This is a genomic window from Stenotrophomonas sp. CASM114 (assembly GCF_049384325.1).
Classification (GTDB): Bacteria; Pseudomonadota; Gammaproteobacteria; order Xanthomonadales; family Xanthomonadaceae; genus Stenotrophomonas; species Stenotrophomonas muris.
Map to the genome: position 1 here is coordinate 37654 of NZ_JBMRGJ010000025.1, position 22756 is coordinate 60409.

Genomic DNA, 22756 nt, shown 5'->3' on the forward strand with positions numbered 1-22756 from the left:
TCAGGCGCGGATATGGCGGATGCGCTCGCGCCACTGGCGCGCGTTGGCGATGATGCCCGGCAGGTCCATGCCGACCAGCTCGCGCTGCACCAGCTTCGGCTTGCCGGCGATCCAGACATCGCTGACCTGCTGGCGGCCGGTGGCGTACACCAGCTGCGACAGCACGTTGTGCAGCGGCTGTGTTTCCAGCGCGGACAGATCAACGCAGACCAGGTCGGCCTGCTTGCCGACTTCGATCGAGCCGATGCGGTCGCCGAAGCCCAGCGCGCGTGCGCCACCCAGCGTGGACGCGCGCAGCGTGGTTGCCGCGTCCAGTGCAGTGGCGTCGTCGGCCACGGCCTTGGCCAGGATCGCCGCGGTGCGGTTCTCGCTGAACATGTCCAGGTCGTTGTTGCTGGCGCAGCCATCGGTACCGATCGCCAGGTTCACGCCTGCGCGCTGCAGGGCGCAGGCCGGGCAGAAACCGGAGGCCAGCTTCAGGTTGGATTCCGGGCAATGCACCACGCTGACGCCACGTTCGGCGCACAGGTGGATTTCCGCATCGGTCAGCTGGGTCATGTGCACCGCGATCAGGCGGTCGTTGACCAGGCCGAGCCGATCCAGCCGCGCCAGCGGGCGCTGGCCGTGCAGCCTGATCGAATCGTTGATTTCCTGCGCGGTCTCGTGGGTGTGCAGGTGCACCTGCATGTCGAGCTGGTCGGACAGCATCCGTACCCGCTCGAAGTTGGCATCATTGACCGTGTAAGGCGCATGCGGCGCGAACGCGGTGCCGATCAGCGGATCGGTGCGCCACTGGTCGTGCAGTTCACCGGCCTTGGCGAAGTACTCGTCGTCGGTCTTGGCCCAGGCGGTGGGGAAATCGATGATGACCGCGCCCACCAGCGCGCGGAAACCGTGTTTCTTGTAGACCGCGGCCTGCACGTCGCCGAAGAAGTAGTTCTCGTTGGCGCAGGTGGTGCCGCCGCGCAGCATCTCGGCGATGGCCAGGGTGGTACCGTCGGCAACGAATTCGGGGCCGATCACCGCCGCTTCCACCGGCCAGATGTGCTGCTGCAGCCAGGTCATCAGCGGCAGGTCGTCGGCAACGCCGCGCAGCAGGGTCATCGGGTTGTGCGTGTGCGCGTTGACCAGGCCCGGCATCAGCGCAGCCTCGGGTCGGCTCACCACCTGGGTGGCGCGGAAGCGTGCGCGCGCCTCGGCACGCGGCAGGATGGCCACGATCTCGCTGCCACGCACGGCAACGGCATGGTCTTCCAGCACCACCGCATGCGGCTCGATCGGAACGACGTAACCGGCTTCGATGAGCAGGTCGCAGGCTTCGGGGAGGTGCGGGCTATCGCTCATGCGGGCTCACTGGCTGGGGGGCGGCGAGATACTTCTGGGGGACACGCCCCTGAGTCAGGGGCTGCCGCGAAGCGGCGGGGTCTGGAGACCCGTGAAGCGGGGGCCCATGATCTGCCGAAGCAGATCATGGGAGCGCCAGCGCGAATGCGATGGCGCGTATCCGGCCAGCGGCCGTCACTACCGTAATCCGGCTGCGCCGGATTACTTGACGCGTGCGGAGTATTCGCCCGAACGGGTGTCGACGCGGATCACTTCGTCCTGGTTCACGAACAGCGGCACGCGGACCACGGCGCCGGTTTCCAGGGTGGCCGGCTTGCCGCCGCCGCCCGAGGTGTCGCCACGGACGCCCGGATCGGTTTCGGTGATCTTCAGCTCGACGAAGTTCGGCGGCTGCACGAAGATCGGCTCACCGTTCCACAGGGTGACCACGCAGGACTCCTCGCCCTTCAGCCACTTCTCGGCGCCGCCCATGCCGGCCTTGGTGGCCTGGACCTGCTCGAAGGATTCCGGGTCCATGAAGTGCCAGTACTCGCCGTCGCTGTACATGAAGTTCATGTCGGTATCGACGACGTCGGCTGCATCCAGCGAGTCGGTCGACTTCATGGTCACTTCCTGGGTACGGCCGTCCTTGATCAGGCGGTACTTCACGCGGGTGAAGGCCTGGCCCTTGCCCGGCTTGACGTATTCGGTGTCGATGATGACGGCCGGTTGGTTGTTGACCAGGATCTTCATCCCGTTCTTGACGTCGTTCATGCCGTAGCTGGCCATGCGTAAACTCCTGAGTGGCAAAAACGCCGCGGGTGCGGCGAGCCGTTAGAATGGAAAGCCCACCGGGTGCCGGTGGGCGACTGTTTTTCTGCCCCCATGATAACCGCAGGCCCCCTCTCCATGCAGCTTTCCGCCTTCCCCCGGCCCCAGTCGCCAGGCGCGCCCGCGCGCTGGCAGCAGCTCTGGCGCCAGGCGCTGCGCGACCCGCACGCCCTGCTGGCCCGGCTGCAGCTGGACCCGGCCGCGCTGGGTGTCTCGGAGGCGGCCATTGCCCAGTTCGCGCTGCGCGTGCCGGAGGGCTTCGTGGCGCGCATGCGCGTGGGCGACGCGGCCGACCCGCTGCTGCGCCAGGTGCTGCCCGTCGACGAGGAAATGCGCCCGGCACCCGGGTTCAGTTTCGATGCGGTGGGTGATGGTGCCGCCAGGAAGGCCACCGGCGTCATCCAGAAGTACCGTGGACGCGCCCTGCTGGTCGCCACCGGCAGTTGCGCGATCAACTGCCGCTACTGCTTCCGCCGCCACTTCGACTATGCCGCGGAAAACGCCGCCAAGGGCGGCTGGCAGGAGGCCGTAGCGGCCATCGCGGCCGACCCGGACATCGACGAGGTCATCCTGTCCGGCGGCGACCCGCTGTCACTGGCCACGCACAAGCTGGCCGAGCTGACCGATGCGCTGCGCGCGATCCCGCACATCCGCCGCCTGCGCATCCACACCCGGCTGCCGATCGTGCTGCCGGAGCGCGTGGACGAGGAGCTGCTGGCCTGGCTGGGCAGCCTGCCGTGGCCGCTGGCGATCGTGGTCCACGCCAACCATGCCAATGAGTTCGACGCCAGCGTGGACGCTGCGATGAGCCGCCTGCGCGGCGTCGGCGCCCAGCTGCTGAACCAGGCCGTCCTGCTGCGCGGGGTCAACGACAGCGTGCAGGCCCTGCAGGACCTGAGCGAGCGCAGCTTCGCCGCCGGCGTGCTGCCCTATTACCTGCACCAGCTGGACCGGGTCGAGGGCGTGGCCCACTTCGAAGTGGACGACAGCCAGGCCAAGGCGCTGATTGCCGGCCTGACCGCACGCCTGTCCGGCTACCTGATCCCCAAGCTGGTGCGCGAACTGCCCGGCGACCCGAGCAAGCGCCCGCTGTAATTCCGCAGGGGGTCAGATCCCTTTTTCCTGCGGAAAAGGGATCTGACCCCGACACAACAACCGTCGGTCAGAGACCCGATTCGATCATCCGCACCACTTCGGTGGCGGTCACCGGGTGGCTCAGCCAGTAGCCCTGGCCAAGATCGCAGCCGCGCTGCACCAGCAGTTCGAACTGCGCCTGCTGCTCGATGCCTTCGGCCACCACCGTGATGCCCAGCGCGTGGGCCATGGCGATGATGGCCGTGGTCAGTGCCAGATCGTCGGGATCGCGCTGCATGTCGGCCACGAAACTCTTGTCGATCTTCACGCCGTCCACCGGCACCTGGCGCAGGTGGCTGAGACCGGAGAAGCCCGTTCCGAAATCATCCAGCCAGACCTTCACGCCAGTGCGGTGCAGCTTGTCCAGCAGCTGCGCGGCAACCATCTCGTCGCCGATCACTGCGGTTTCGGTCAGCTCCAGGTGCAGGCGCGAGGCCGGTAGCCCGGACTCATGCAGGCACTGTGCAACCAGCGCCGGCAGCTCGCCGCCGCGCAGCTGCCGCGGTGATACGTTCACCGACACGAACAGATCGTCGCCGCCCGCACCCCGTGGCCACTGCGAGGCTTCCATGCAGGCCGCACGCAGCACCTTCGGGCCGATGATCTCGATCAGCCCGCTCTGCTCGGCCACTTCGATGAACACCGACGGCGGAATCGTACCCAGGGTCGGATGCTGCCAGCGCAGCAGCACTTCGACGCCGACCATGCGGCGGTCGCGCATGCGGAAGATCGGCTGGTAGGCCAGGCGCAGCTCGCCGCGCTCCCAGGCCCCGCGCAGTTCCTGCTCCATGTGCACGCGGCGCTCGACCGCATGGTCCATCGCCCGGCTGTAATGGCGGTAGCAGTTCTTGCCGGCCATCTTCGCCTGGTACATGGCGATGTCGCCGTTCTTCAGCAGCGTGGTCGCATCGGCGGCATCGTCCGGGAACAGGGTCACGCCGATCGAGGTCCCCAGGAACAGCTCCCTGCCCTGTACCACCAGCGGCTTGCCCAGTTCGCGCACCAGCACCTCGGCCAGCAGCCGGGCGTTCGCGGCCACGTCGCCATCGCCGACCAGGATCACGAACTCGTCGCCGCCGAAGCGGGCCAGCAGCGCCTCATCGCCTCCCGCTTCGGCAACCGCGCGCCCGATGCGCTGTGCGAACTGCAACAGCGCTTCGTCACCGGCCTCATGGCCAAGGGTATCGTTGACGCGCTTGAAGTCGTCGATATCGGCGAACAGCAGGCCCAGCCGATGATTGGATGCGCGCGCCGCCATCAGGCGATGGTCCAGTGCTTCCCGGAACGCCAGCCGGTTGGTCAACCCGGTCAGCGCATCGGTATAGGCCATGCGCCGCACCTCGCGGTCATGGCGGGCGATGGAATCGCGCATCCGGGCAAAGCCGCGCACCAGCTCGCCGACCTCGTCATTGCGGGTGTTCTCGGCCAGCGGCGCCTGGTAGTCGCCAGCCTCGATGCGGCGTGCCGCAGCGGCCAGGTCCCGGATCGGCGCCACCAGGGTGCGCTGCACGTACAGGATCACCGCCACGCCGATCACCACCAGCAGGCCCAGCATCAGCAGCAGCCAGCCCAGGTGGCGGCTGCCGACCTGCTGCAGGCGCTCGCCGAGCGTGGCATTGGCTGCCTGTTCGCGCTGCTGCACCTCGTCCAGCGCCATGCCGACGCGGACGCCGCCGATGCGCTGGTTGCCGACCATGATCGGCATGGTGTTGTCGAGCACCTTGGGCGATTCCTGCACCACCAGCGCCTGCGCCACCGCGGCCTTGGGAGCGAGCGGGTCGGCCATCGGCTGGCCGAAGCCGGACACCTCGATCGAGCCGTCATGCACCAGCCGGCCACGGTCGTCGAACACCAGCACATAGCGCACGACCGGCTGCCGTGCGGTGCTGCGCACCAGCGCACCGACCTGGTCCAGGTCGCGGTAGTACAACGGGTTGGCCAGCGCGTCGGACAGCTCGCGCGCCATCGCTTCGCCGCGGCTGCGCACGCTGCGGTCGAACAGTTCATGGATGACGCCACCACTGAGGTTGCGCACCTCGCCCTGCATCGCCGCCTGCCGCCCCAGCAACACTGCCAGGATCGCCACCACCACGACCATCGCCCCGCCCATCGCGAGCAGGAACCGGGCCTGCATTCCCGAGCCGAGCCACTTCATTCCACTTCCATCCGCACGCGCGTCAATCCTTGTTTCAATTCATCCAGCCGCTGCTGCGCATGCGCATCGACGCGGTGGAAACCGGAAGTACCGAAAAACCGATGCAACGCCCCCTGCGCCTGCGGGTCACTGGCCGCCTGCAGCAGGACGTCCTGCAGCCGGTCACGCACCCGCGGGTCGAGGTCGGCGCGCACCATCTCCACCGCCCGCGGGTAGGGCCTGGTGCGCAGCAGCTCGCGGAAGTCGCGCCGGAATGCCGCCGGCATCCGTCGCTCGTCGTTCCAGTCCACGCTGCTCACCGCCCCCACGTCAACCACGCCCTTGTGCACGAACGTAGCGATGTTCAACTCGCTGCGCGCGAACACATACCCCACACTGTCCCGGCCCGGCATGTCCCACACGCCGGCCAGGATCTGCGGCGCGAGCCCCTCCTGCAGCAGCGTCATCACCGGCACCAGGTAGGCACTGGTGGACGCCGTGTTCTGCAACGCCAGGCGATGCCCACGCATATCCTGGATGCGCTGGACCGGACTGTCGCGGCGCACGAAGAACACGGTCTGGTACTCACGCACACCATTGCGCTCGGTCAGCAACAACGGCCGCGCGCCACTGCGCTGGCCGAGTGCCACCGCCGTACCCGACGTTTCCGTGACCCAGTCGACCCGCCCCCGCCGCAGATAGCTGGCCATCTGCTGCGGGTCGCGCGCCATCAGGATCCGCCCCTCCTTGATGCCGACGTCATGCATGCGTGCCACCACATAGTCCAGCAACGGCTGCAGCTGCTCGTAATGGGCCTTGGGATCATCGCTGATCCGGCCCAGCACCAGCACCGGGTCCGGTGCTGCATGCACCGTCCCGGCCAGCAGGATCATGACCAGGCTCAGCAGTCCCCTCTGCACTGCCCTTCGCAGACCCGACACAGGCTTCATCCCCCCTGGGTATCCGGACAGACTACCCGAAAAAATGAGAACGTCGTCAGCTGTCCTTGTTGCCCGCTTGTGCCAGTCGCGCCATGCGCTGGGTGTCGGCCAGGATGCCGCGCAACAGGCGCACTTCCTGCTCGCTCGGCTCGCTGCGCAGGAACAGGCGGCGCAGCTTGCGCATCGCTGATTCCGGTGCGCGGCCCTTGTGGAAATCGATCTCGTCCAAGGTGTCGCCGAGCTGGGCGAAGAAGCTCTCCATCTGCTCATGGCTGGCGGCCTGTTCGCGGAAACCCGGCTCGGCGTCGGCGGCCGGCTGCGCGCCCAGCAGCTGCATGCGCGTTTCATAGGCCAGCACCTGCACCGCGGCTGCCAGGTTGAGCGAGCTGAACGCCGGGTCGGATGGAATATGCACCGCCGCATGGCAGAGCTGCAGTTCCTCGTTGGTCAGCCCGGTGCGCTCGCGACCAAACACCAGCGCCACCTCGGCGCCCTCGCCCGCCTTGGCCACCGCACGGGCGGCGGCATCGGCCGGCAGGTACTCCTCCAGCTGGACGCGGCGGGCACGGGCGGTGCAGCCCAGCACCAGTCGGCAATCGGCCACGGCCTCGGCCAGGGTGGCCACCACCGGGGCGTCCCCCAGCACGTCTTCGGCACCGGCCGAGCGGCGGAAAGCCTCCTCGTCCAGCGGTTTTTCGGGGGCGACCAGCACCAGGCGGGCCAGGCCCATGGTCTTCAGGGCACGGGCGGCAGCGCCCATGTTGCCGGGGTGCTGGGTACCGACCAGGACGAATCGGAGGCGGGTGGCGGCGGGAAACTGGGACATGAACAGGGAAAAGGTCGAGCTGGACGATGACCAATGGTAAACTGTGCGGCCGGCCACTGCGCCGGACCCGCTCTTTTCCCCCGCCAGTCCATCTCTTCTGCCTTTCCGGGAGCCCACGCCATGCAGAAACCCGCCGTCACCGTCATGGTCAAGGCCGCCCGCCTCGCCGGCAACGTCCTGTTGCGCAACATCAACAAGCTCGAGGCACTGAACGTGGTGCAGAAGGGCCGGATGGACTACGCCAGCGAAGTGGATGCGGACGCGGAAAAGGTCATCGTCAAGGAACTCAAGCGCGCTTACCCGGACTACGGCATCTTCGGCGAAGAAGGTGGCGTGCAGGGCGAGCGCCGCCAGATGTGGGTCATCGACCCGCTGGACGGCACCAGCAATTACCTGCGCGGCGTGCCGCACTACTGCGTGTCGATCGCTCTGGTCGAGAATGGCGAACCGACCGATGCGGTCATCTTCGACCCGCTGCGCAATGAACTGTTCACCGCAAGCCGTGGCGCTGGCGCTGTGCTGAACGACCGCCGCATCCGCGTGGCCGATCGCAAGGACCTGGAAGGCACGATGATCCACACCGGCTTCGCGCCGCGCGAGCGCAGCCGTGCCAGCGCCCAGCTGAAGGCGGTTGACGCCCTGCTGGTGCACGGCGAGGACATCCGCCGCACCGGCTCGGCCGCACTGGACCTGGCCTACGTGGCCTGCGGCCGCGCCGACGCCTACTTCGAAGCCGGCGTGAAGGCATGGGACATCGCCGCCGGCCTGCTGCTGGTCCGCGAGGCGGGTGGCAAGGTCTGCGACTTCAAGGGCGCGACCCTGGGCCGCATGGACAACCGTGGCCCGGAGACCCACCAGATCGTGGCCGGCAACCTGAAGGTGGCCGAGTCGCTGCAGAAGGTGCTGGTCAACACCGGTTATGCGGCGGAGTTCGACGCGAAGTTCTGAGGTTTCGCGTAATGCGGTTCATGGAGACGGCACCTGCGAGGGTGCCGTTTTCGTTTGTGCGCACGGAGAGTCGTTTCCGCGACCGCGGAGGGGTGTTACTTTCTTTGCTCGTGCAAAGAAAGTAACCAAAGAAACACGCCGCCAGGGCGCGAGCCGATGCTACGCATCGGTACCCTGCGCTCCTCGGCCCGTCGAGGGACGGTGCGGGAACTCGCTGCGCTCAGACACCCGCACCTCTTCGCCCTCGCCGGACCTGCGGTGCTCGGCTCGCTCAAGGCGGACCCAAGGTCAAATGCCACAGCTGCACCCAGTAAATCCACGCCACGTGTGGATGCTGTTGTTCTTGATCTTGATCTTGATCTTCCAGTCCGCCTTGAGCGAGCCGAGCATCGCAGGGGAATCAGGGGCGAAGAGGCGCCGGTGTCTGAGCGCAGCGAGTTCGGCGCCGTCCCCTGATTCGCCGAGAAGCACAGGGAACCGTCGCGCAGCGACGGCTCGCGCCCCGGCGGCGTGTTTCTTTGGTTACTTTCTTTGCACGAGCAAAGAAAGTGACACCTCCCCGCAGGCGCGGAAACGATCCGCCGGGCACGATCCGGCATCAGCAATGCATCGCGCAAACAAAAACGCCCGGCGCGAAGCCAGGCGTTCCTGCACTACCGTGGAGCGGTGGCTTACGCCGCCGTCGACGCCCGCAGCGCGGCGATGCGCTCTTCCAGCGGCGGGTGGCTCATGAACAGCTTCTTGGCCGTCGAACCGGAAATGCCGAAGGCGGCGATCTGGGTCGGCAGCGTGCTCTGGCCGTGGTTCAGCTGCAGGCGCTCCAGCGCGGCGATCATCTTCTGGCGGCCCGCCAGCGAGGCACCACCCGCATCGGCACGGAACTCGCGGTGGCGCGAGAACCACATCGAGATCATCGTGGCGAACAGGCCGAACACCATCTCCAGCACGAACACGATGATGTAGTAGGCGAAGCCGCGGCCGCCGCCTTCGCGGTTGCCCGACAGCGCGCTGTCGATGATGCCGCCGACCACGCGGGCCAGCACGATCACGAAGGTGTTCAACACGCCCTGCAGCAGTGCCATGGTGATCATGTCACCGTTGGCGACGTGGGCGATCTCGTGGCCCAGCACCGCTTCGGCCTCGTCTTCACTCATGTTGTGCAGCAGGCCGGTGGACACCGCCACCAGCGCGTTGTTGCGGTTGGCACCGGTGGCGAAGGCATTGATCTCCGGGCCGTCATAGACCGCCACCTCGGGCATGCCGATGCCGGCCGCCTTGGCCTGCCGCTCGACGGTGGCCAGCAGCCAGCGCTCGGTCTGGTTGCGCGGCTCGGTGATCACCACCGCACCGGTGGAGCGCTTGGCCATCCACTTGGACAGCAGCAGCGAGATGAAGGAGCCACCGAAGCCGAAGATCGCGGCCATGACCAGCAGGCCACTCATCTGGCTCGGATTGACCCCCAGCAACGACATCACGATGCTGGCGAGGATCAGGACCGCGAAGTTGGTCGCCAGGAACAGGGCAATGCGGGTAAACATGGGAAAATCCGGCTCGGAAGGGGTCGATACCAGTCAATTTGCGGTGTGGTCAGCTTGAATTCAAGCGCCAACCTGACCGACGATTCAGCCAGCATGACCTCCCCCATTTCCTGCGGCCGCTTCGCGCCCTCGCCGACCGGCCTGCTCCACCCCGGATCCCTGCTTGCCGCCTTCGGCAGCTGGCTGCTCGCCCGCCATCACGGCGGCCTGTGGCGGCTGCGCATTGAAGACGTCGATCCGCCGCGCACGGTGCCTGGCGCCGCGGAGGCACAACTGCAGGCGCTGGCCGCCTTCGGCCTCACCCATGAAGGCCCGGTCCTGTGGCAGAGCGCGCGCGGGGAGGCCTACCAGGCCGCGCTCGACGTGCTGCTGGCCAGCGATCTGGCCTTTGTCTGCCACTGCAGCCGCAGCGAACTGGCCGCCAGCGGCGGCATCCACCACCGCTGCGTTGCGCGACAGCCACGACCGGACCCTGCCGTCCGCTTCCGCGTGCCACGCGGCAGCGTCGTGCACTTCGATGATGGCCTGCGCGGCCCGCAGCGACAGGACGTGCATGCCGAGGTTGGCGACTTCGTGCTGCGCCGTGCAGATGGCTGCTGGGCCTACCAGTTGGCCGTGGTGGTCGATGACGCCGCACAGGGCGTGACCGAAGTGGTGCGCGGCGCCGACCTGCTCGATTCCACCGCGCGGCAGATCCTGCTGCAGCAGGCGCTGGGCCTGGCCGTGCCACGCTACTGGCACCTGCCTCTGCTGCTCGATGCACCGGGGCACAAACTGTCCAAGTCGCTGGCGTCGCTGCCGGTGGACAGCACGCGGCCGGTGCCGGTATTGCGCGCGCTCTGGCAGCTGCTGGGCCAGGCGCCTGCCGCACTGGACGGCGCCGATGAGCGGGATGCGCTGCTGGAGGCTGCGCAACGGGCGTTCGACCCGGCGCGGCTGCCGCGGACCGACATCCTGTTGCCGGCCGGCGCACTTTCCGCGCCGATGTTGCAGAATCCCCCTTCCCCCACCTGATACCCGGACAGCACTCCATGACATCTCGCGTCGCACTGGTCACCGGCGGAACCGGCGGCATCGGTACCGCCATCTGCCAACGCCTGGCCGACCAGGGCCACCGGGTCGCCACCAACTACCGCGACGAGGCCAAGGCCCGCGCCTGGCAGCAGGCGATGACCGAGCGCGGCTACCACGTGGCGATCTTCCCGGGCGATGTCTCCGATCCGGACAGCGCCGAAGCACTCGTGCGCGCCGTCGAGGCCGAGCTGGGCCCGGTCGAGATCCTGGTCAACAACGCCGGCATCACCCGTGACACCACCTTCCACCGCATGCGCGCGGACCAGTGGCACGATGTGATCAACACCAATCTCAACTCGGTGTTCAACGTCACCCGGCCGGTCATCGAGGGCATGCGCCGCCGCGGCTGGGGCCGGGTCATCCAGATCAGCTCGATCAACGGCCTGAAGGGCCAGTACGGCCAGGCCAACTACGCTGCGGCCAAGGCCGGCATGCACGGCTTCACCATCTCGCTGGCCCGCGAGAACGCCGGCTTCGGCATCACTGTCAACACCATTTCGCCCGGCTACGTCGCCACCGACATGGTGATGGCGGTTCCGGAGGACGTGCGCGCCAAGATCATCGCCGACATCCCGACCGGACGCCTCGGCAAGCCGGAAGAAATCGCCTATGGCGTGTCCTTCCTGGTGGCCGAGGAAGCCTCGTGGATCACCGGCAGCAACCTGGACATCAACGGCGGCCACCACATGGGCTGGTGAGCCGCGCAGGGGGCGCCGCGGCATGCACCGGCGGCCCCTGCCGATGGTCATGCTGCGCAGCACGCAAACCCTTGTTGCGCAACATGATCGCCCCTGAAAGCCAAGCCTGGCGGGGGCTGGGGCGGTTGCAACCGCTGCTGCACTGCGCCATGCTGCGCGTCTACTGTGACGAGTACCGCTTCATGGCTGCGACCCGCATCATCAAGAAGTATCCGAACCGCCGTCTCTACGACACCGAGATCTCCAGCTACATCACCATCGAGGACGTGCGCCAGCTGATCCTGGACGGTGAAGACTTCGAAGTCCGCGACGCCAAGAGCGGCGACGACCTCACTCGATCAGTCCTGCTGCAGATCATCGCCGACCAGGAACAGGACGGCGAACCGATGCTGTCCACCCAGCTGCTGAGCCAGCTGATCCGCTTCTACGGCGATTCCCTGCAGGGCTTCATGGGCAACTATCTGGAGCGCAGCATGCAGGTCTTCCTCGACCAGCAGCAGCAGTTCCGCCAGCAGATGGGCAACCTGCTGGGCCAGACCCCGTGGGCGATGATGAACCAGCTGACCGAGCGCAACCTGGAGTTGTGGCAGGAATTCCAGCGCAGCATGGGCAGCGGTTTCGGTGGCCCGCGCCCCGGCGGTACCGGAACGGGAACCGGCACCGGCAACAAGCCCGGCGAACCGGGCACCGGCACCGGCGGCAAGACCCGCCGCTGAACGGCAGCTACGGCTGATACGAAAACGGCGCGCCCCTGGCGCGCCGTTCTGTTTGGCATCGCGCCAACGATGCGTCAGCGTTTCGCCTTGCACCCCGTGCACACGCGCTCGACCTTGTAGCCCTTGGCCTTCAGCTTCTCGACCACGCCATCACTGCCCAGCAGGTGCAGCGTGCCGACCACCACCAGCGTACCGCCCTGCCCGGCCTGCAGGTACGGCTGCAGCTTCGGCACCCAGGCATCGTTGCGCCCGGTGTTGATGCGCTGGTACAGCTGCGGATACTGCTGGCGCATCTCCGCCGCCATCTTGGTCCACAGCAGGCGCTCGTCGCCGCGACGCCATGCATCATGCAGCAGCCGCGCCTGCTCATCGGCCTTGCCGGCCTGGTCCAGCGCTTCGGCCAGCATCTGCCGCTGCTCCTGCACCGTCATCCCGTCAAGCATGCCGATCTGGGTATCGATGTCCTCCAGGCCCGCCGTCTTGCGGCCGGTCTTCTGCGCACGCTCCATGAAGTGGCGGTCCAGGCCCAGCGCCGGGTCCAGGCCCAGCTTCTGCATCTGCCCGACCGAAATGCTCAGGCCGACAAACCAGGCCTTCATGCCCTGCATCTGCGCCAGCGGCAGCTGGTTCTGGGCAGCAAAGGCCTGCAGCTTCTGCCAGGTCGGCGCATCCAGATCACGCTTCAGCTCGCTGCCATCGGTGCGGGTCGCGGCCTGCACCATGCGGCTGGCCAGCTGCGGCGACTGCATGTCTTCCGGCGACAGTTCGAACACCACCCGCTGCGAGGCCTCGAACGCCTGCTCGACATCGGGCGACAGCGGGTAGTCCTGCGGCTTCAGCAGGTGGAACGACCCCAGCAGGTACACGCGTGCATCGCCCGGGCCGGTGACTTTCCACAACAGCGGTACGGGCGGCTTGGCCGCCGCGGCGGTCGCGGCCGCAGCCGTGGTGCCCGGCGCATCGCGGGCAGTGGCCAGGGGTGCCATCGCGCACGCCGCCATCAGCAGCGCGGCACGGAACAGGTGTTTGATCGGCATGGTCAGCCTTCTCCTTCAGGCAGGTGGTACGCCTTCTCGCCCGCTTCCACGCGCAGGTCCAGCCGGTTTTCCGGTGGCGCCAGCGGACAGGTGGCGTAGGCGGTGAACGCGCACGGCGGGTTGTAGGCATGGTTGAAATCGATGCGCACGGTGCCGTCTGCGGCGGGCGCACCGGTATCCAGGTAGCGACCGGCCGGATAGCTGCCGCGGCCGCTGGTGCGGTCGGCGAAGATCAGGAACAGCGGCTGCCCGGGCGCACCGATCGCTTCCAGCCGCCAGCTGCGGCCATCGCGTTCGAACTCGACCGCGCCGGCATTGGGCATCTCGGTGGTCAGGCCGGTGATGTCGACGATCGGCAGGGTCTTGCCCGGCGGGTGCGCGATGAAGCGCGCCTGCACCTGCCAGTCCACGCCGCCCGGCCAGTACTGCAGGCCGGCGAAGTCACGCCGCGCAGGCGCATCGGCATGCTTGACCCGCAGCGCGTCCCGCGGCCCCCGGCGGATGATGCTGAGCTGGCCCTTGCCGCCATCGAAGGCCAGCAGCGTCGGTTGCGCGTCCTTGTCGGTGTCGACGCGGATGCGGCCGCGCACCGGCTGGCCATCATGACTGACATCGACACCGGCTTCAGGCGTGAACCACCACTGCGTCCCTTCGCGACGCAGCAGGCCCAGCTTGTCCGGGCCAACCGTCAGGCGGATGCCGTTGGTGGCGCCGCTGCCAACGAAATGCGATTTGTTCTGCAGCCAGTGCAGGCCCACCAGCGCCGTCCAGCCATCGGGCCGGGTCAGGTCCTGGTAGCGCGCTACACGCCATTGCTGCTGCGCGGCCGCGTAGGCCGGATCTTCAGCGGCCGGCGGCACCGGCGGTGTTGCCGGGCTGCAGGCGGCCAACACCACGGCGGCCAGCAGGCCCGCCATTCCCCGATAACGCATCGATGCTCCCCTCAACGTCCGCGCAGGAACCAGCGGTCGATCTCCGCCAGCGAAAAACGGGCCCAGGTCGGTCGGCCGTGGTTGCACTGGCCGGACCGTTCGGTGATTTCCATGTCGCGCAGCAGCGCGTTCATTTCCGGCAGGGTCAAGCGCCGGTTGGCACGCACCGCGCCGTGGCAGGCCATGGTCGACAGCAGTTCGTCGCGTGCACTGGCCACGCGGCGGCTCTGGCCATGCTCGCGCAGGTCGGTCAGCACGTCGCGCAGCAGCCCTTCCGGTTCGGCATGCGCCAACAATGCCGGAATGCTGCGCACGTGTAGCGAACCGGGGCCGGCACGGGTCACCTCGAAGCCGAGCGCCGCCAGGGTTTCGGCTTCGCTTTCGGCGGTATCGGCCTCGCGCTCGCCCACTGCCAGCGTGATCGGCACCAGCAACGGCTGCGACTGCAGGCCGATGCCATCGTGCGCGTTCTTCAGGCGCTCGTAGCCGATGCGTTCGTGGGCCGCATGCATGTCGACCACGATCAGGCCTTCGGCGTTCTCGGCCAGGATGTAGATGCCATGCAGCTGCGCGATCGCATAGCCCAGCGGCGGCACGCCTGCGTCGGCACTGGTGACCGGCAGTCCGTTCTCGGTCGGCATCGGCGGCAGCGCAGCACCGCGCTCGGCGCCGGCCGGTGCGGCATACAGCGCGGCATAGGCAGCCGGTGCATCGGCCACCTGCAGGCCCAGCGGCTGCTGCGGGCGCCATCCGGAGAATCCGCCACCACCACCTCCCGAGCCGGCACCCGGCGCGGGCCCACGCACCAGCCCGAATCCCGACGCGCCTGCGCTCGATGCCATCGGCACGGCCGTGGCATCCACCGGCTGCGCAGCACCGGCACCGATCTCCTGCGCCGACATGCCGGCGCGGGTATCGGCCAGCGCATCCTTCAGCGTGCGGTAGACGAAATCATGGACCAGCCGCGAATCACGGAAGCGCACTTCGTGCTTGGCAGGGTGCACGTTGACGTCGACGCGGGTCGGATCCAGTTCCAGGAACAGCACATAGGCGGGCTGGCGGCCGTGGTACAGCACATCGCCGTAGGCCATCTTCACTGCGTGGGCGACGCTGCGGTCACGCACCGAGCGACCGTTGACGTACAGGTACTGCTGGTCGGCGCTCGCGCGCGAATAATGCGGCTGCGCGATCCAGCCATGCAGGCGCAGGCCGGCACCGCTGTGGTCCACGCGCACGGCCTGGTTGGCGAAATCCTCGCCCAGCGTTTCGGCAAGGCGCGCATCGGAATACAGATCGCCCGGCTTGTAACGACGCGAGGCCTTGCCGTTGTGCGACACGCGCAGCTCGACATCCGGCCGTGCCAGCGCCAGCGAACGCAGCCACTCTTCGATATGGCCCAGTTCGGTGCGCTCGGCGCGCAGGAACTTGCGCCGCGCCGGCACGTTGTAGAACAGCTCGCGCACTTCCACCGTGGTGCCCGGCGCGTGCGCGCGCGGGGTCACCTCGCCGATCTTGCCGCCTTCGATCTGCAACGCCGAACCGTGCTCGTCATGCGCGCGGCGCGAGGCCAGGGTGAAGCGGCTGACCGAGGCGATCGAAGGCAGCGCTTCACCGCGGAACCCCAGCGTTGCCACCGATTCCAGGTCGTCCAGGTCGGCGATCTTGCTGGTGGCGTGGCGCGATACGGCCAGCGGCAGCTGCTCCGGTGCGATGCCGCTGCCATTGTCACGGATGCGGATCAGGCGCACACCGCCCTCTTCCAGATCGATGTCGACGCGGCTGGCGCCGGCATCGATCGCGTTCTCGACCAGTTCCTTGACCACCGACGCGGGCCGTTCGACCACTTCGCCAGCGGCGATCTGGTTGATGAGGATCTCCGGCAACGGCCGGATCGGGCGCGGACCGGGCGCGCTCATGGGAGGTGATGGGCAGCAGACTTCATGGGTCGATGATAGCGGAGCTGCCGAGGATAGAGTCGAGCCATGCTCGACTGCGGGCTACCGACAAGGCCCAGTCGAGCGCGGCTCGACTCTACGGAAAGCAGCAACCCGGCTTCGGCGGCTTACTTGCTGCCGCCGGCCATGGTGCCGGCCGCGTCGATCTCGGCCTGGGCGCGGGCCGCATACAACGTCCCCGGCGGCGGCTGGCGGCTGAAGAAGGTGTGCACGCCGTCCAGCACGGCGCCAGCGATCTTGCGCTGGTACGCCGGGTCCATCAGGCGGCGTTCTTCATCCGGATTGGAGATGAACGCGGTTTCCACCAGCATCGCCGGCATGTCCGAGGTGCGCAGCACCGCGAAGTTGGCGCGCTCGATGTTCGGCTTGTGGTTGTTGCCGATCCGCTTCAGGCCGCCCAGCACGTGGCCGGCCGCGTCTTCGGACGCCTTCATGTAGCCGCTCTGCGCCAGGTCCAGCAGCACGTTGGCCAGGGTGCCTTCGGTCTGCTGCAGGCGCACGCCACCGACCAGGTCGGCCGCGTTTTCCTTGTCCGCCAGCCAGCGGGCGCGCTGCGAAGAGGCGCCCTTGGTCGACAGCACGTAGACCGATGAGCCCGTGGCCGAGCGGTTTTCGGCCGCGTCGGCATGGATCGAGATGAAGATGTCCGCCTTGTTCGCACGCGCCTTCTGCGCACGCATCGGCAGCGGAATGAACACGTCGCTGTCGCGCGTCAGGTAGGCCTTCAGGCCTGGCGTGGCGTTGACCTGGCGGGCCAGCTCGCGCGCCACTGCCAGAGTGACATCCTTCTCGCGCTTGCCGGTCGGGCCGATCGCACCCGGGTCCTGGCCGCCGTGTCCGGGATCGATCGCCACCACCAGGTGGCGCATGCCGGCCTGCATGCGGATACGCGACGCATCGCTGGGCATGACAGGACGCGGCGGTTCCACCGGCGTCGGTGCCGGTGTAGGCACGGTGGCCGGCGGCGTGGTCACCACCGCTGCGGTGCGCTGGCCGGCGAGGATCGCGGCCGGCGAGGACGACGGCGTGCTGCTGGCGGTGACACCGGCCGCAGCAACCTGGGCCGGCGCGGTGGTCGGTGCCGGGGTCGGCGTGGCCGGTGCGGCGGCAGTGGCGCTGGCCTGCTGCTGTACCTGTGCGGTCAGCAGGGCCGTGGCACGCGCGGCATCGGTGCGCGACTGCGCGCTCTCGGCCGGAGTCGGTACAGGTGCAGCTCCCGCCGCGGGCGCCTGCGGCTGCACGGCTGGCGTCGCCGCCGGGCGGCTGCTGGCCACGGCCGGGCCATCGCCCGGCCATTCGATCACCAGCTTGGATTCATTGCCCTCGCGCTGCATCTGCGGGCGGAACGGCGCCACCGATTCGGCGAGGTCGAAAACGACGCGGAACGTGCCCGGGACCGGCTGTCCGGTACGCACCGCCGTGACCACGCCCTGCGCGGCCGGCATCTTCAGGTTGCGTATGGCGCTGGAGTCGGGGAAATCGACCACCAGGCGGTTCGGGCCGGCCAGCGACAGGGTCTTGTAGCCGCCACTGCCGACCAGCGAGATCTCGGCACGGGTGCCGGTAGCGCCGGTGTTCAGCAGGACCTGTCGGACTTCACCCGCCCACGTACTGACGCTCGCCAGACCCAGTCCGACGGCGGCACAGATGGCGATGAGACGGTTCCCCGGGCGCATGGCTCAGGATTCAATCACCGCGCTGAACGGAATGCAACACCTTTTTCCTTAATAATCCGTAACCTGCCGGTCTTTGTTCTCGTCAGCCGACAGAAATGGCCTGCAAGTCGCCCCCTTGCGGCAGCCGTTCCAGCCATTCATGTCCTACGTCGCTGGCCCCAGTGAGACGGACGCGCCGTCCCTGCCCCTCGATCTCCAGCGCCACCACCAGGTCGGTCGGCGGCAGCGCGCCGGCGCCCCGTTCCGGCCATTCGACCAGCCACAGCACCGCGCTGCCCTCGTCCAGGCCGAGGAAATCCAGCTCACCGGCCTGGCCGATGCGATACAGGTCCAGGTGCCACGCCTCGCCGCCACTGGCCAGCGGATAGCGCTCGACCAGGGTGTAGGTGGGGCTGCGGATCGCGCCCTGCACGCCCAGCGCGCGCAGCAGCGCGCGGGCCGTGGTGGACTTGCCGGCACCCAGGTCGCCGCGCAGTTCGATCAGCGCCTGCGGCGGCCGGGTGGCCGCCAGCCACTGCCCGAGCAGTTCGGTGGCGTCGCTGTCGGCAAGGAAGAATTCGGTCATGGGGAGAGGTCCGGGTTGGCCAGTCGCCGCAGCGGCGCCAGCAGATCAGTAGGAAGCAGGCCGCGCGCGCCATCGGCGGCAGCTGCATCGCCCGCCAGCGCATGCAGCAGCGCGCCCGCGGCCGCGGCATCGAAGGCCGCAAGGCCCTGCGCGCGCAGGCTGGCGATGATGCCGGTGAGCAGGTCGCCCATGCCTCCCACGGCCATCCCTGGGTTACCGGCAGCGATCAACCGGGGCGTTTGCCCAGGCGCTGCCACGATGCTGCCAGCGCCCTTCAGCACCACCACGGCATGGAAGCGCTCGGCCAGCATGTGCGCACAGGTGTAGCGGTCGGCCTGGATTTCAGCCGTGCTGCAGCCGAGCAGGCGCGCGGCCTCGCCCGGGTGCGGTGTGAGAATGGCATCGGGCAACGCGCGCGGATCCTGCGCCAGCAGGTTCAGGGCGTCAGCATCGACCACCAATGGATTGTTGCTGGCCAGCACCCGCGCAAACAAGGCGCGTGCCCATTCGTCCTGGCCCAGACCAGGCCCGATCGCCACCACCTTCGCCTTGTCCAGCAGCGCCGGCAGCACATCGCCATCTTCCAGTGCATGGGTCATGGCCTCGGGCAACCGGGCCAGCAGTGGACCGACGTGGTCGCGGCGGGTGCCCAGGCTCAACAGCCCCGCACCCGCGCGCAACGCGGCTTCGGCCGCCATCGCGATGGCACCGCCGCTGCCATGGTTGCCGCCGACGCACAGCACGTGCCCGGATTCGCCCTTGTGGGTATTGGCGCGGCGCGGTGGCAACAGGGCCCGCAACCGCACCTGCGTCCAGTGCTCCGCAGCGGGTACCACGCCTTGCCAGGCCGCCGCGGGCAACAGCAGGGGCGCCAGGACCTTGTGCCCGCAATGATCCAGCGCATCGCCGGAATACAGCCCGCGATGCGCCACGATGAACTGCAGGGTCAGTGCAGCGCGCACTGCTACGCCCGGCACCGCCCCACGGTCGGCATCGACGCCACTGGGAACATCCAGCGCCAGCACCGGCGCAGTCTGCGCGTTGAGCGCGGTAATCAACGCCTGCGCCGTACCCTCCGGCGCGCGATCAAAGCCCAGCCCGAACAGGGCATCGACCCAGACGTCGGCCTCGGGCAGCATGCCGTCGAAATCGGTGATGGTGCCGCCGCCGGACCTGAATTCAGATGCTGCACGCTGTGCCAGCGCGGTCGAGGGCGGCCTGCCCGGCAGGGCGATCACCGTCACCTCGCGCCCGGCCTGCAGCGCGTGACGGGCCAGCACATGGCCATCGCCTCCATTGTTGCCAGCGCCGACCACCACGCCGATCCGCCGCGCCTGCGGCCAATGCTGCAGCAGGCACTGCCAGGCGGCCTGGCCGGCCTGCGCCATCAGGCCCCAGCCGCCGTCGGCGGCCAACGCCGAGGCCTGCGCATCAAGCGCACGCGCGGCAGCGGAATCGAACAGATCGGCAAGGTTGGCCATGCAGGGATTTTATACTGGTGCACATGTCCCCCGCCCCCACCCCTGTCGATCCGGTCCAGGCCGTGCAGCGCATCCGCGAACTGGCGCGTACGCATGGCTTCCAGCGCTGCGGCATCGCCGGTATCGAACTGGGCGAGGATGAAGCGCACCTGGCCGACTGGCTGGGCCAGGGCCTGTACGGCACGATGGACTGGATGGCGCGCCACGGCACCTTGCGCGCGCGACCGGCCGAGCTGCTGCCCGGCACCGTGCGCGTGATTTCAGTGGGCATGGACTACAGCCACAAGGACGACACCGAAGCCTGGGCGACCCTGGCCGACCCGGGCCGCGCCTACGTGGCGCGCTACGCGCTGGGCCGCGACTATCACAAGCTGATGCGCAACCGCCTGCAGAAGCTGGCGACGCAGATCAACGATGAAGTAGCGCCACTGGGCTACCGCGTGTTCGTCGATTCCGCCCCCGTGCTGGAACGCGCACTGGCGCGCAACGCCGGCCTCGGCTGGATCGGCAAGCACACCTGCCTGATCGACCGCCATGGCGGTTCATGGTTCTTCATCGGCGAGATCTACATCGACATCCCGTTGCCGATCGACACGCCGGCCACGGCGCACTGCGGCACCTGCACGCGTTGCATCGATGTCTGCCCGACCCAGGCCATCACCGGCCCGCAGCGGCTGGACGCGCGGCGCTGCATTTCCTACCTGACCATCGAGCACGACGGCGCCATTCCCGAAGACATGCGTCCGTTGATCGGCAACCGCATCTACGGCTGCGACGACTGCCAGCTGGTCTGCCCCTGGAACAAGTTCGCCAAGCGCACCGACGAAGCCGATTTCCGCGCGCGCAACAACCTCGATACCGCGCGCCTGGACCAGCTGTTCGCCTGGGACGAGGCCGAGTTCCTGCGCCGCACCGAGGGCAGCCCGATCCGCCGCAGCGGGCACGAGCGCTGGCTGCGCAACATCGCCGTGGCACTGGGCAACGCACCGTCCTCGGCCGAAGCATTGGCCGCGTTGCAGACCCGCGTCGATGATCCCTCGCCGCTGGTGCGTGAACACGTGCAGTGGGCGCTTGGCCAGCACACGGCGCGCTGACGTGCGATCCTGAGCCCCCGCTCCACCCGCAGCACGCCGTTCCCATGCAGCCACGCAACAACGACATTTTCACCCCCAGCCAGCTCAACACCCTGGCCCGCGACCTGCTGGAAGGCAGTTTCCCGGCGATCTGGGTCGAGGCCGAACTGGGCAGCGTGGCGCGTCCTGCCTCCGGTCACCTGTATTTCACCCTGAAGGACGCGCGTGCGCAGCTGCGTGCCGCAATGTTCCGGATGAAGGCGCAGTACCTGAAGTTCGTGCCGCGCGAAGGCATGCGCGTGCTGGTGCGCGGCAAGGTGACCCTGTACGACGCCCGTGGCGAGTACCAGATGGTGCTGGACCACATGGAGGAAGCGGGCGAAGGCGCACTGCGCCGCGCCTTCGAGGAACTGAAGGCACGGCTGGAGGCCGAGGGCCTGTTCGACCCGGCGCGCAAACGGCCACTGCCGGCGCATGTACAACGTCTGGCAGTGATCACCTCGCCGACCGGCGCCGCCGTGCGCGATGTGCTGAGCGTGCTCGGCCGCCGTTTCCCGCTGCTGGAAGTCGACCTGCTGCCGACCCTGGTGCAGGGCAGCAGCGCCGCCGCGCAGATCACCCGCCTGCTGCAGGCGGCCGATGCCAGTGGTCGCTACGACGTGATCCTGCTGACCCGCGGCGGCGGTTCGCTGGAAGACCTGTGGGCCTTCAATGACGAAGCCCTGGCCCGTGCGATCGCCGCCAGCCACACCCCAGTGGTTTCGGCGGTCGGCCACGAAACCGACTTCAGCCTCAGCGACTTCGCCGCCGACCTGCGTGCACCGACGCCTTCGGTGGCAGCTGAACTGCTGGTACCCGACCAGCGCGAACTGGCACTGCGCCTGCGCCGCACGGCCGCGCGCATGGTGCAGCTGCAACGGCATGCGATGCAGCAGGCGATGCAGCGCGCCGACCGCGCCCTGCTGCGCCTGAACGCCCAGAGCCCGCAGGCGCGGCTGGACTTGTTGCGCCGACGCCAGCTGGACCTGGGCCGGCGCCTGCATGCGGCGTTCAACCAGCAGCAGGAGCGCCGCGCCGCGCGCCTGCGTCATGCGGCGGCAGTGCTGCGCGGGCACCATCCGCAGCGCCAGCTCGATGCGATGCAGCGCCGTCTGGCTGCCCTGCGCGGGCGGGCGCAGGCCGCAATGCAGCGCCTGCTGGAGCGCGATGCACTGCGACTGCGCGGACTGGCGCGTTCACTTGAAGCAGTCAGCCCGCTGGCGACCGTGGCGCGTGGCTACAGCATCCTGACCCGCAGCGATGACGGTACGCTGGTGCGAAAGCTTGATCAGGTACAGTCCGGTGACGCCCTGCAGGCCCGCGTCGGCGACGGCGTGATCGACGTACAGGTCAAGTAAGGGGTGTTCGGCAGGGCTGCGCCCTGCACCTGCGGTAGTGCCGGCCGCTGGCCGGCAACCTCAACAGCAACAGCAACAGCAAAAGCGGCTCTGGATTGCTGATGGTTTGGCGGGGCGGTGTGGCTGTGCAGGACACGCCGTAAACCCCGCTGCGCGGTCCGGCCCAGCCGCTGGCGGCTGTGCGTTCGGGCGCTTGCGAAGCAGTGCTTCGCAAGCAAAGCGCCCTCACCCCTGGGGGCTCGATGGCGCCAACGGTCCTGCACAGCCACACCGCCCCGCCAAACCATCAGCAATCCAGAGCCGCTTTTGCTGTTGCTGTTGCTGTTGAGGTTGCCGGCCAGCGGCCGGCACTACCGCAGGTGCAGGGCGCAGCCCTGCCGAACACCCCTTACTTGACCTGTACGTCGATCACGCCGTCGCCGACGCGGGCCTGCAGGGCGTCACCGGACTGTACCTGATCAAGCTTTCGCACCAGCG

At 68.3% G+C, this 22756-nt stretch carries 19 protein-coding genes; 7 read left to right on the forward strand and 12 right to left on the reverse strand.

Annotated features, from left to right (window positions below; genetic code table 11):
* Together VG566_RS18105 and efp are read right to left on the reverse strand one after the other, a co-directional pair.
* The gene (locus VG566_RS18105) at positions 1-1344 is read right to left on the reverse strand and encodes a TRZ/ATZ family hydrolase (RefSeq protein WP_014647801.1); all 1344 of its coding nucleotides are present in this window, start codon (positions 1342-1344) and stop codon (positions 1-3) included.
* 201 nt (positions 1345-1545) lie between these two features.
* The gene (gene efp / locus VG566_RS18110; RefSeq protein WP_005410381.1) at positions 1546-2112 is read right to left on the reverse strand and encodes an elongation factor P; all 567 of its coding nucleotides are present in this window, start codon (positions 2110-2112) and stop codon (positions 1546-1548) included.
* A 96-nt stretch (positions 2113-2208) separates the two neighbouring features.
* Between efp and epmB the strand changes: the two genes are divergently transcribed.
* Positions 2209-3249 (forward strand): EF-P beta-lysylation protein EpmB, encoded by a 1041-nt coding sequence (gene epmB / locus VG566_RS18115; RefSeq protein ID WP_087948696.1) that lies wholly within the window; start codon positions 2209-2211, stop codon positions 3247-3249.
* A 67-nt stretch (positions 3250-3316) separates the two neighbouring features.
* On the opposite strand, the gene VG566_RS18120 is transcribed toward epmB, so the two are convergent.
* The 3 genes from VG566_RS18120 to VG566_RS18130 form a co-directional block, all read right to left on the reverse strand.
* Positions 3317-5443: a putative bifunctional diguanylate cyclase/phosphodiesterase gene (locus VG566_RS18120; protein WP_014647803.1), complete on the reverse strand. Its 2127-nt coding sequence runs from the start codon at positions 5441-5443 to the stop codon at positions 3317-3319.
* Positions 5440-6315: a phosphate/phosphite/phosphonate ABC transporter substrate-binding protein gene (locus VG566_RS18125; protein WP_227864238.1), complete on the reverse strand. Its 876-nt coding sequence runs from the start codon at positions 6313-6315 to the stop codon at positions 5440-5442. The genes VG566_RS18120 and VG566_RS18125 overlap by 4 nt, the downstream gene beginning before the upstream one ends.
* A 103-nt stretch (positions 6316-6418) precedes the next feature.
* Positions 6419-7189, reverse strand: coding sequence for an RNA methyltransferase (locus tag VG566_RS18130; protein WP_032956141.1), 771 nt, complete (start codon positions 7187-7189; stop codon positions 6419-6421).
* A gap of 120 nt (positions 7190-7309) precedes the next feature.
* Between VG566_RS18130 and VG566_RS18135 the strand changes: the two genes are divergently transcribed.
* Positions 7310-8137, forward strand: coding sequence for an inositol monophosphatase family protein (locus tag VG566_RS18135; protein WP_005417749.1), 828 nt, complete (start codon positions 7310-7312; stop codon positions 8135-8137).
* 671 nt (positions 8138-8808) lie between these two features.
* On the opposite strand, the gene htpX is transcribed toward VG566_RS18135, so the two are convergent.
* On the reverse strand, positions 8809-9675 hold the full coding sequence (gene htpX, locus VG566_RS18140) for a protease HtpX (RefSeq protein ID WP_014647806.1): 867 nt from the start codon (positions 9673-9675) through the stop codon (positions 8809-8811).
* 93 nt (positions 9676-9768) lie between these two features.
* On the opposite strand from htpX, the gene gluQRS reads away from it, so the two are divergent.
* From gluQRS to phaR, 3 genes are all read left to right on the forward strand, one after another.
* Complete coding sequence (gene gluQRS, locus VG566_RS18145) at positions 9769-10689, forward strand: tRNA glutamyl-Q(34) synthetase GluQRS (protein ID WP_241884346.1); 921 nt, start codon at positions 9769-9771, stop codon at positions 10687-10689.
* Positions 10690-10706: 17 nt separating this feature from the next.
* Entirely contained in the window at positions 10707-11447 is a 741-nt protein-coding gene (locus VG566_RS18150) for a beta-ketoacyl-ACP reductase (RefSeq protein ID WP_014647808.1), read from the forward strand.
* 182 nt (positions 11448-11629) lie between these two features.
* A complete protein-coding gene (gene phaR / locus VG566_RS18155; RefSeq protein WP_041864232.1) occupies positions 11630-12163 on the forward strand; it encodes a polyhydroxyalkanoate synthesis repressor PhaR in 534 nt (177 codons plus the stop codon).
* Between the two features lie 74 nt (positions 12164-12237).
* Here the strand turns inward: phaR and VG566_RS18160 are convergent, their stop codons facing one another.
* The 6 genes from VG566_RS18160 to VG566_RS18185 all read right to left on the reverse strand — a co-directional run bounded on the left by VG566_RS18160 (position 12238) and on the right by VG566_RS18185 (position 19809).
* Positions 12238-13200 (reverse strand): TraB/GumN family protein, encoded by a 963-nt coding sequence (locus tag VG566_RS18160; RefSeq protein ID WP_049405938.1) that lies wholly within the window; start codon positions 13198-13200, stop codon positions 12238-12240.
* Between the two features lie 2 nt (positions 13201-13202).
* Positions 13203-14132 carry a DUF1684 domain-containing protein gene (locus VG566_RS18165; protein ID WP_241884345.1) on the reverse strand — a complete coding sequence of 310 codons (930 nt, stop codon included), beginning with the start codon at positions 14130-14132 and terminating at the stop codon, positions 13203-13205.
* A gap of 11 nt (positions 14133-14143) precedes the next feature.
* The gene (gene mutL / locus VG566_RS18170) at positions 14144-16048 is read right to left on the reverse strand and encodes a DNA mismatch repair endonuclease MutL (protein ID WP_049405935.1); all 1905 of its coding nucleotides are present in this window, start codon (positions 16046-16048) and stop codon (positions 14144-14146) included.
* A gap of 146 nt (positions 16049-16194) precedes the next feature.
* A complete protein-coding gene (locus tag VG566_RS18175; protein WP_032956153.1) occupies positions 16195-17763 on the reverse strand; it encodes an N-acetylmuramoyl-L-alanine amidase in 1569 nt (522 codons plus the stop codon).
* An 82-nt stretch (positions 17764-17845) separates the two neighbouring features.
* Entirely contained in the window at positions 17846-18328 is a 483-nt protein-coding gene (tsaE, locus tag VG566_RS18180; protein WP_049405932.1) for a tRNA (adenosine(37)-N6)-threonylcarbamoyltransferase complex ATPase subunit type 1 TsaE, read from the reverse strand.
* Positions 18325-19809: an NAD(P)H-hydrate dehydratase gene (locus VG566_RS18185; RefSeq protein ID WP_241884344.1), complete on the reverse strand. Its 1485-nt coding sequence runs from the start codon at positions 19807-19809 to the stop codon at positions 18325-18327. Before VG566_RS18185 ends, tsaE begins: the two co-directional genes overlap by 4 nt.
* A gap of 23 nt (positions 19810-19832) precedes the next feature.
* On the opposite strand from VG566_RS18185, the gene queG reads away from it, so the two are divergent.
* Positions 19833-20903: a tRNA epoxyqueuosine(34) reductase QueG gene (gene queG / locus VG566_RS18190; RefSeq protein WP_241884343.1), complete on the forward strand. Its 1071-nt coding sequence runs from the start codon at positions 19833-19835 to the stop codon at positions 20901-20903.
* Between the two features lie 44 nt (positions 20904-20947).
* Positions 20948-22279, forward strand: coding sequence for an exodeoxyribonuclease VII large subunit (gene xseA, locus VG566_RS18195; protein ID WP_164165707.1), 1332 nt, complete (start codon positions 20948-20950; stop codon positions 22277-22279).
* Positions 22280-22756 lie beyond the last annotated feature (477 nt).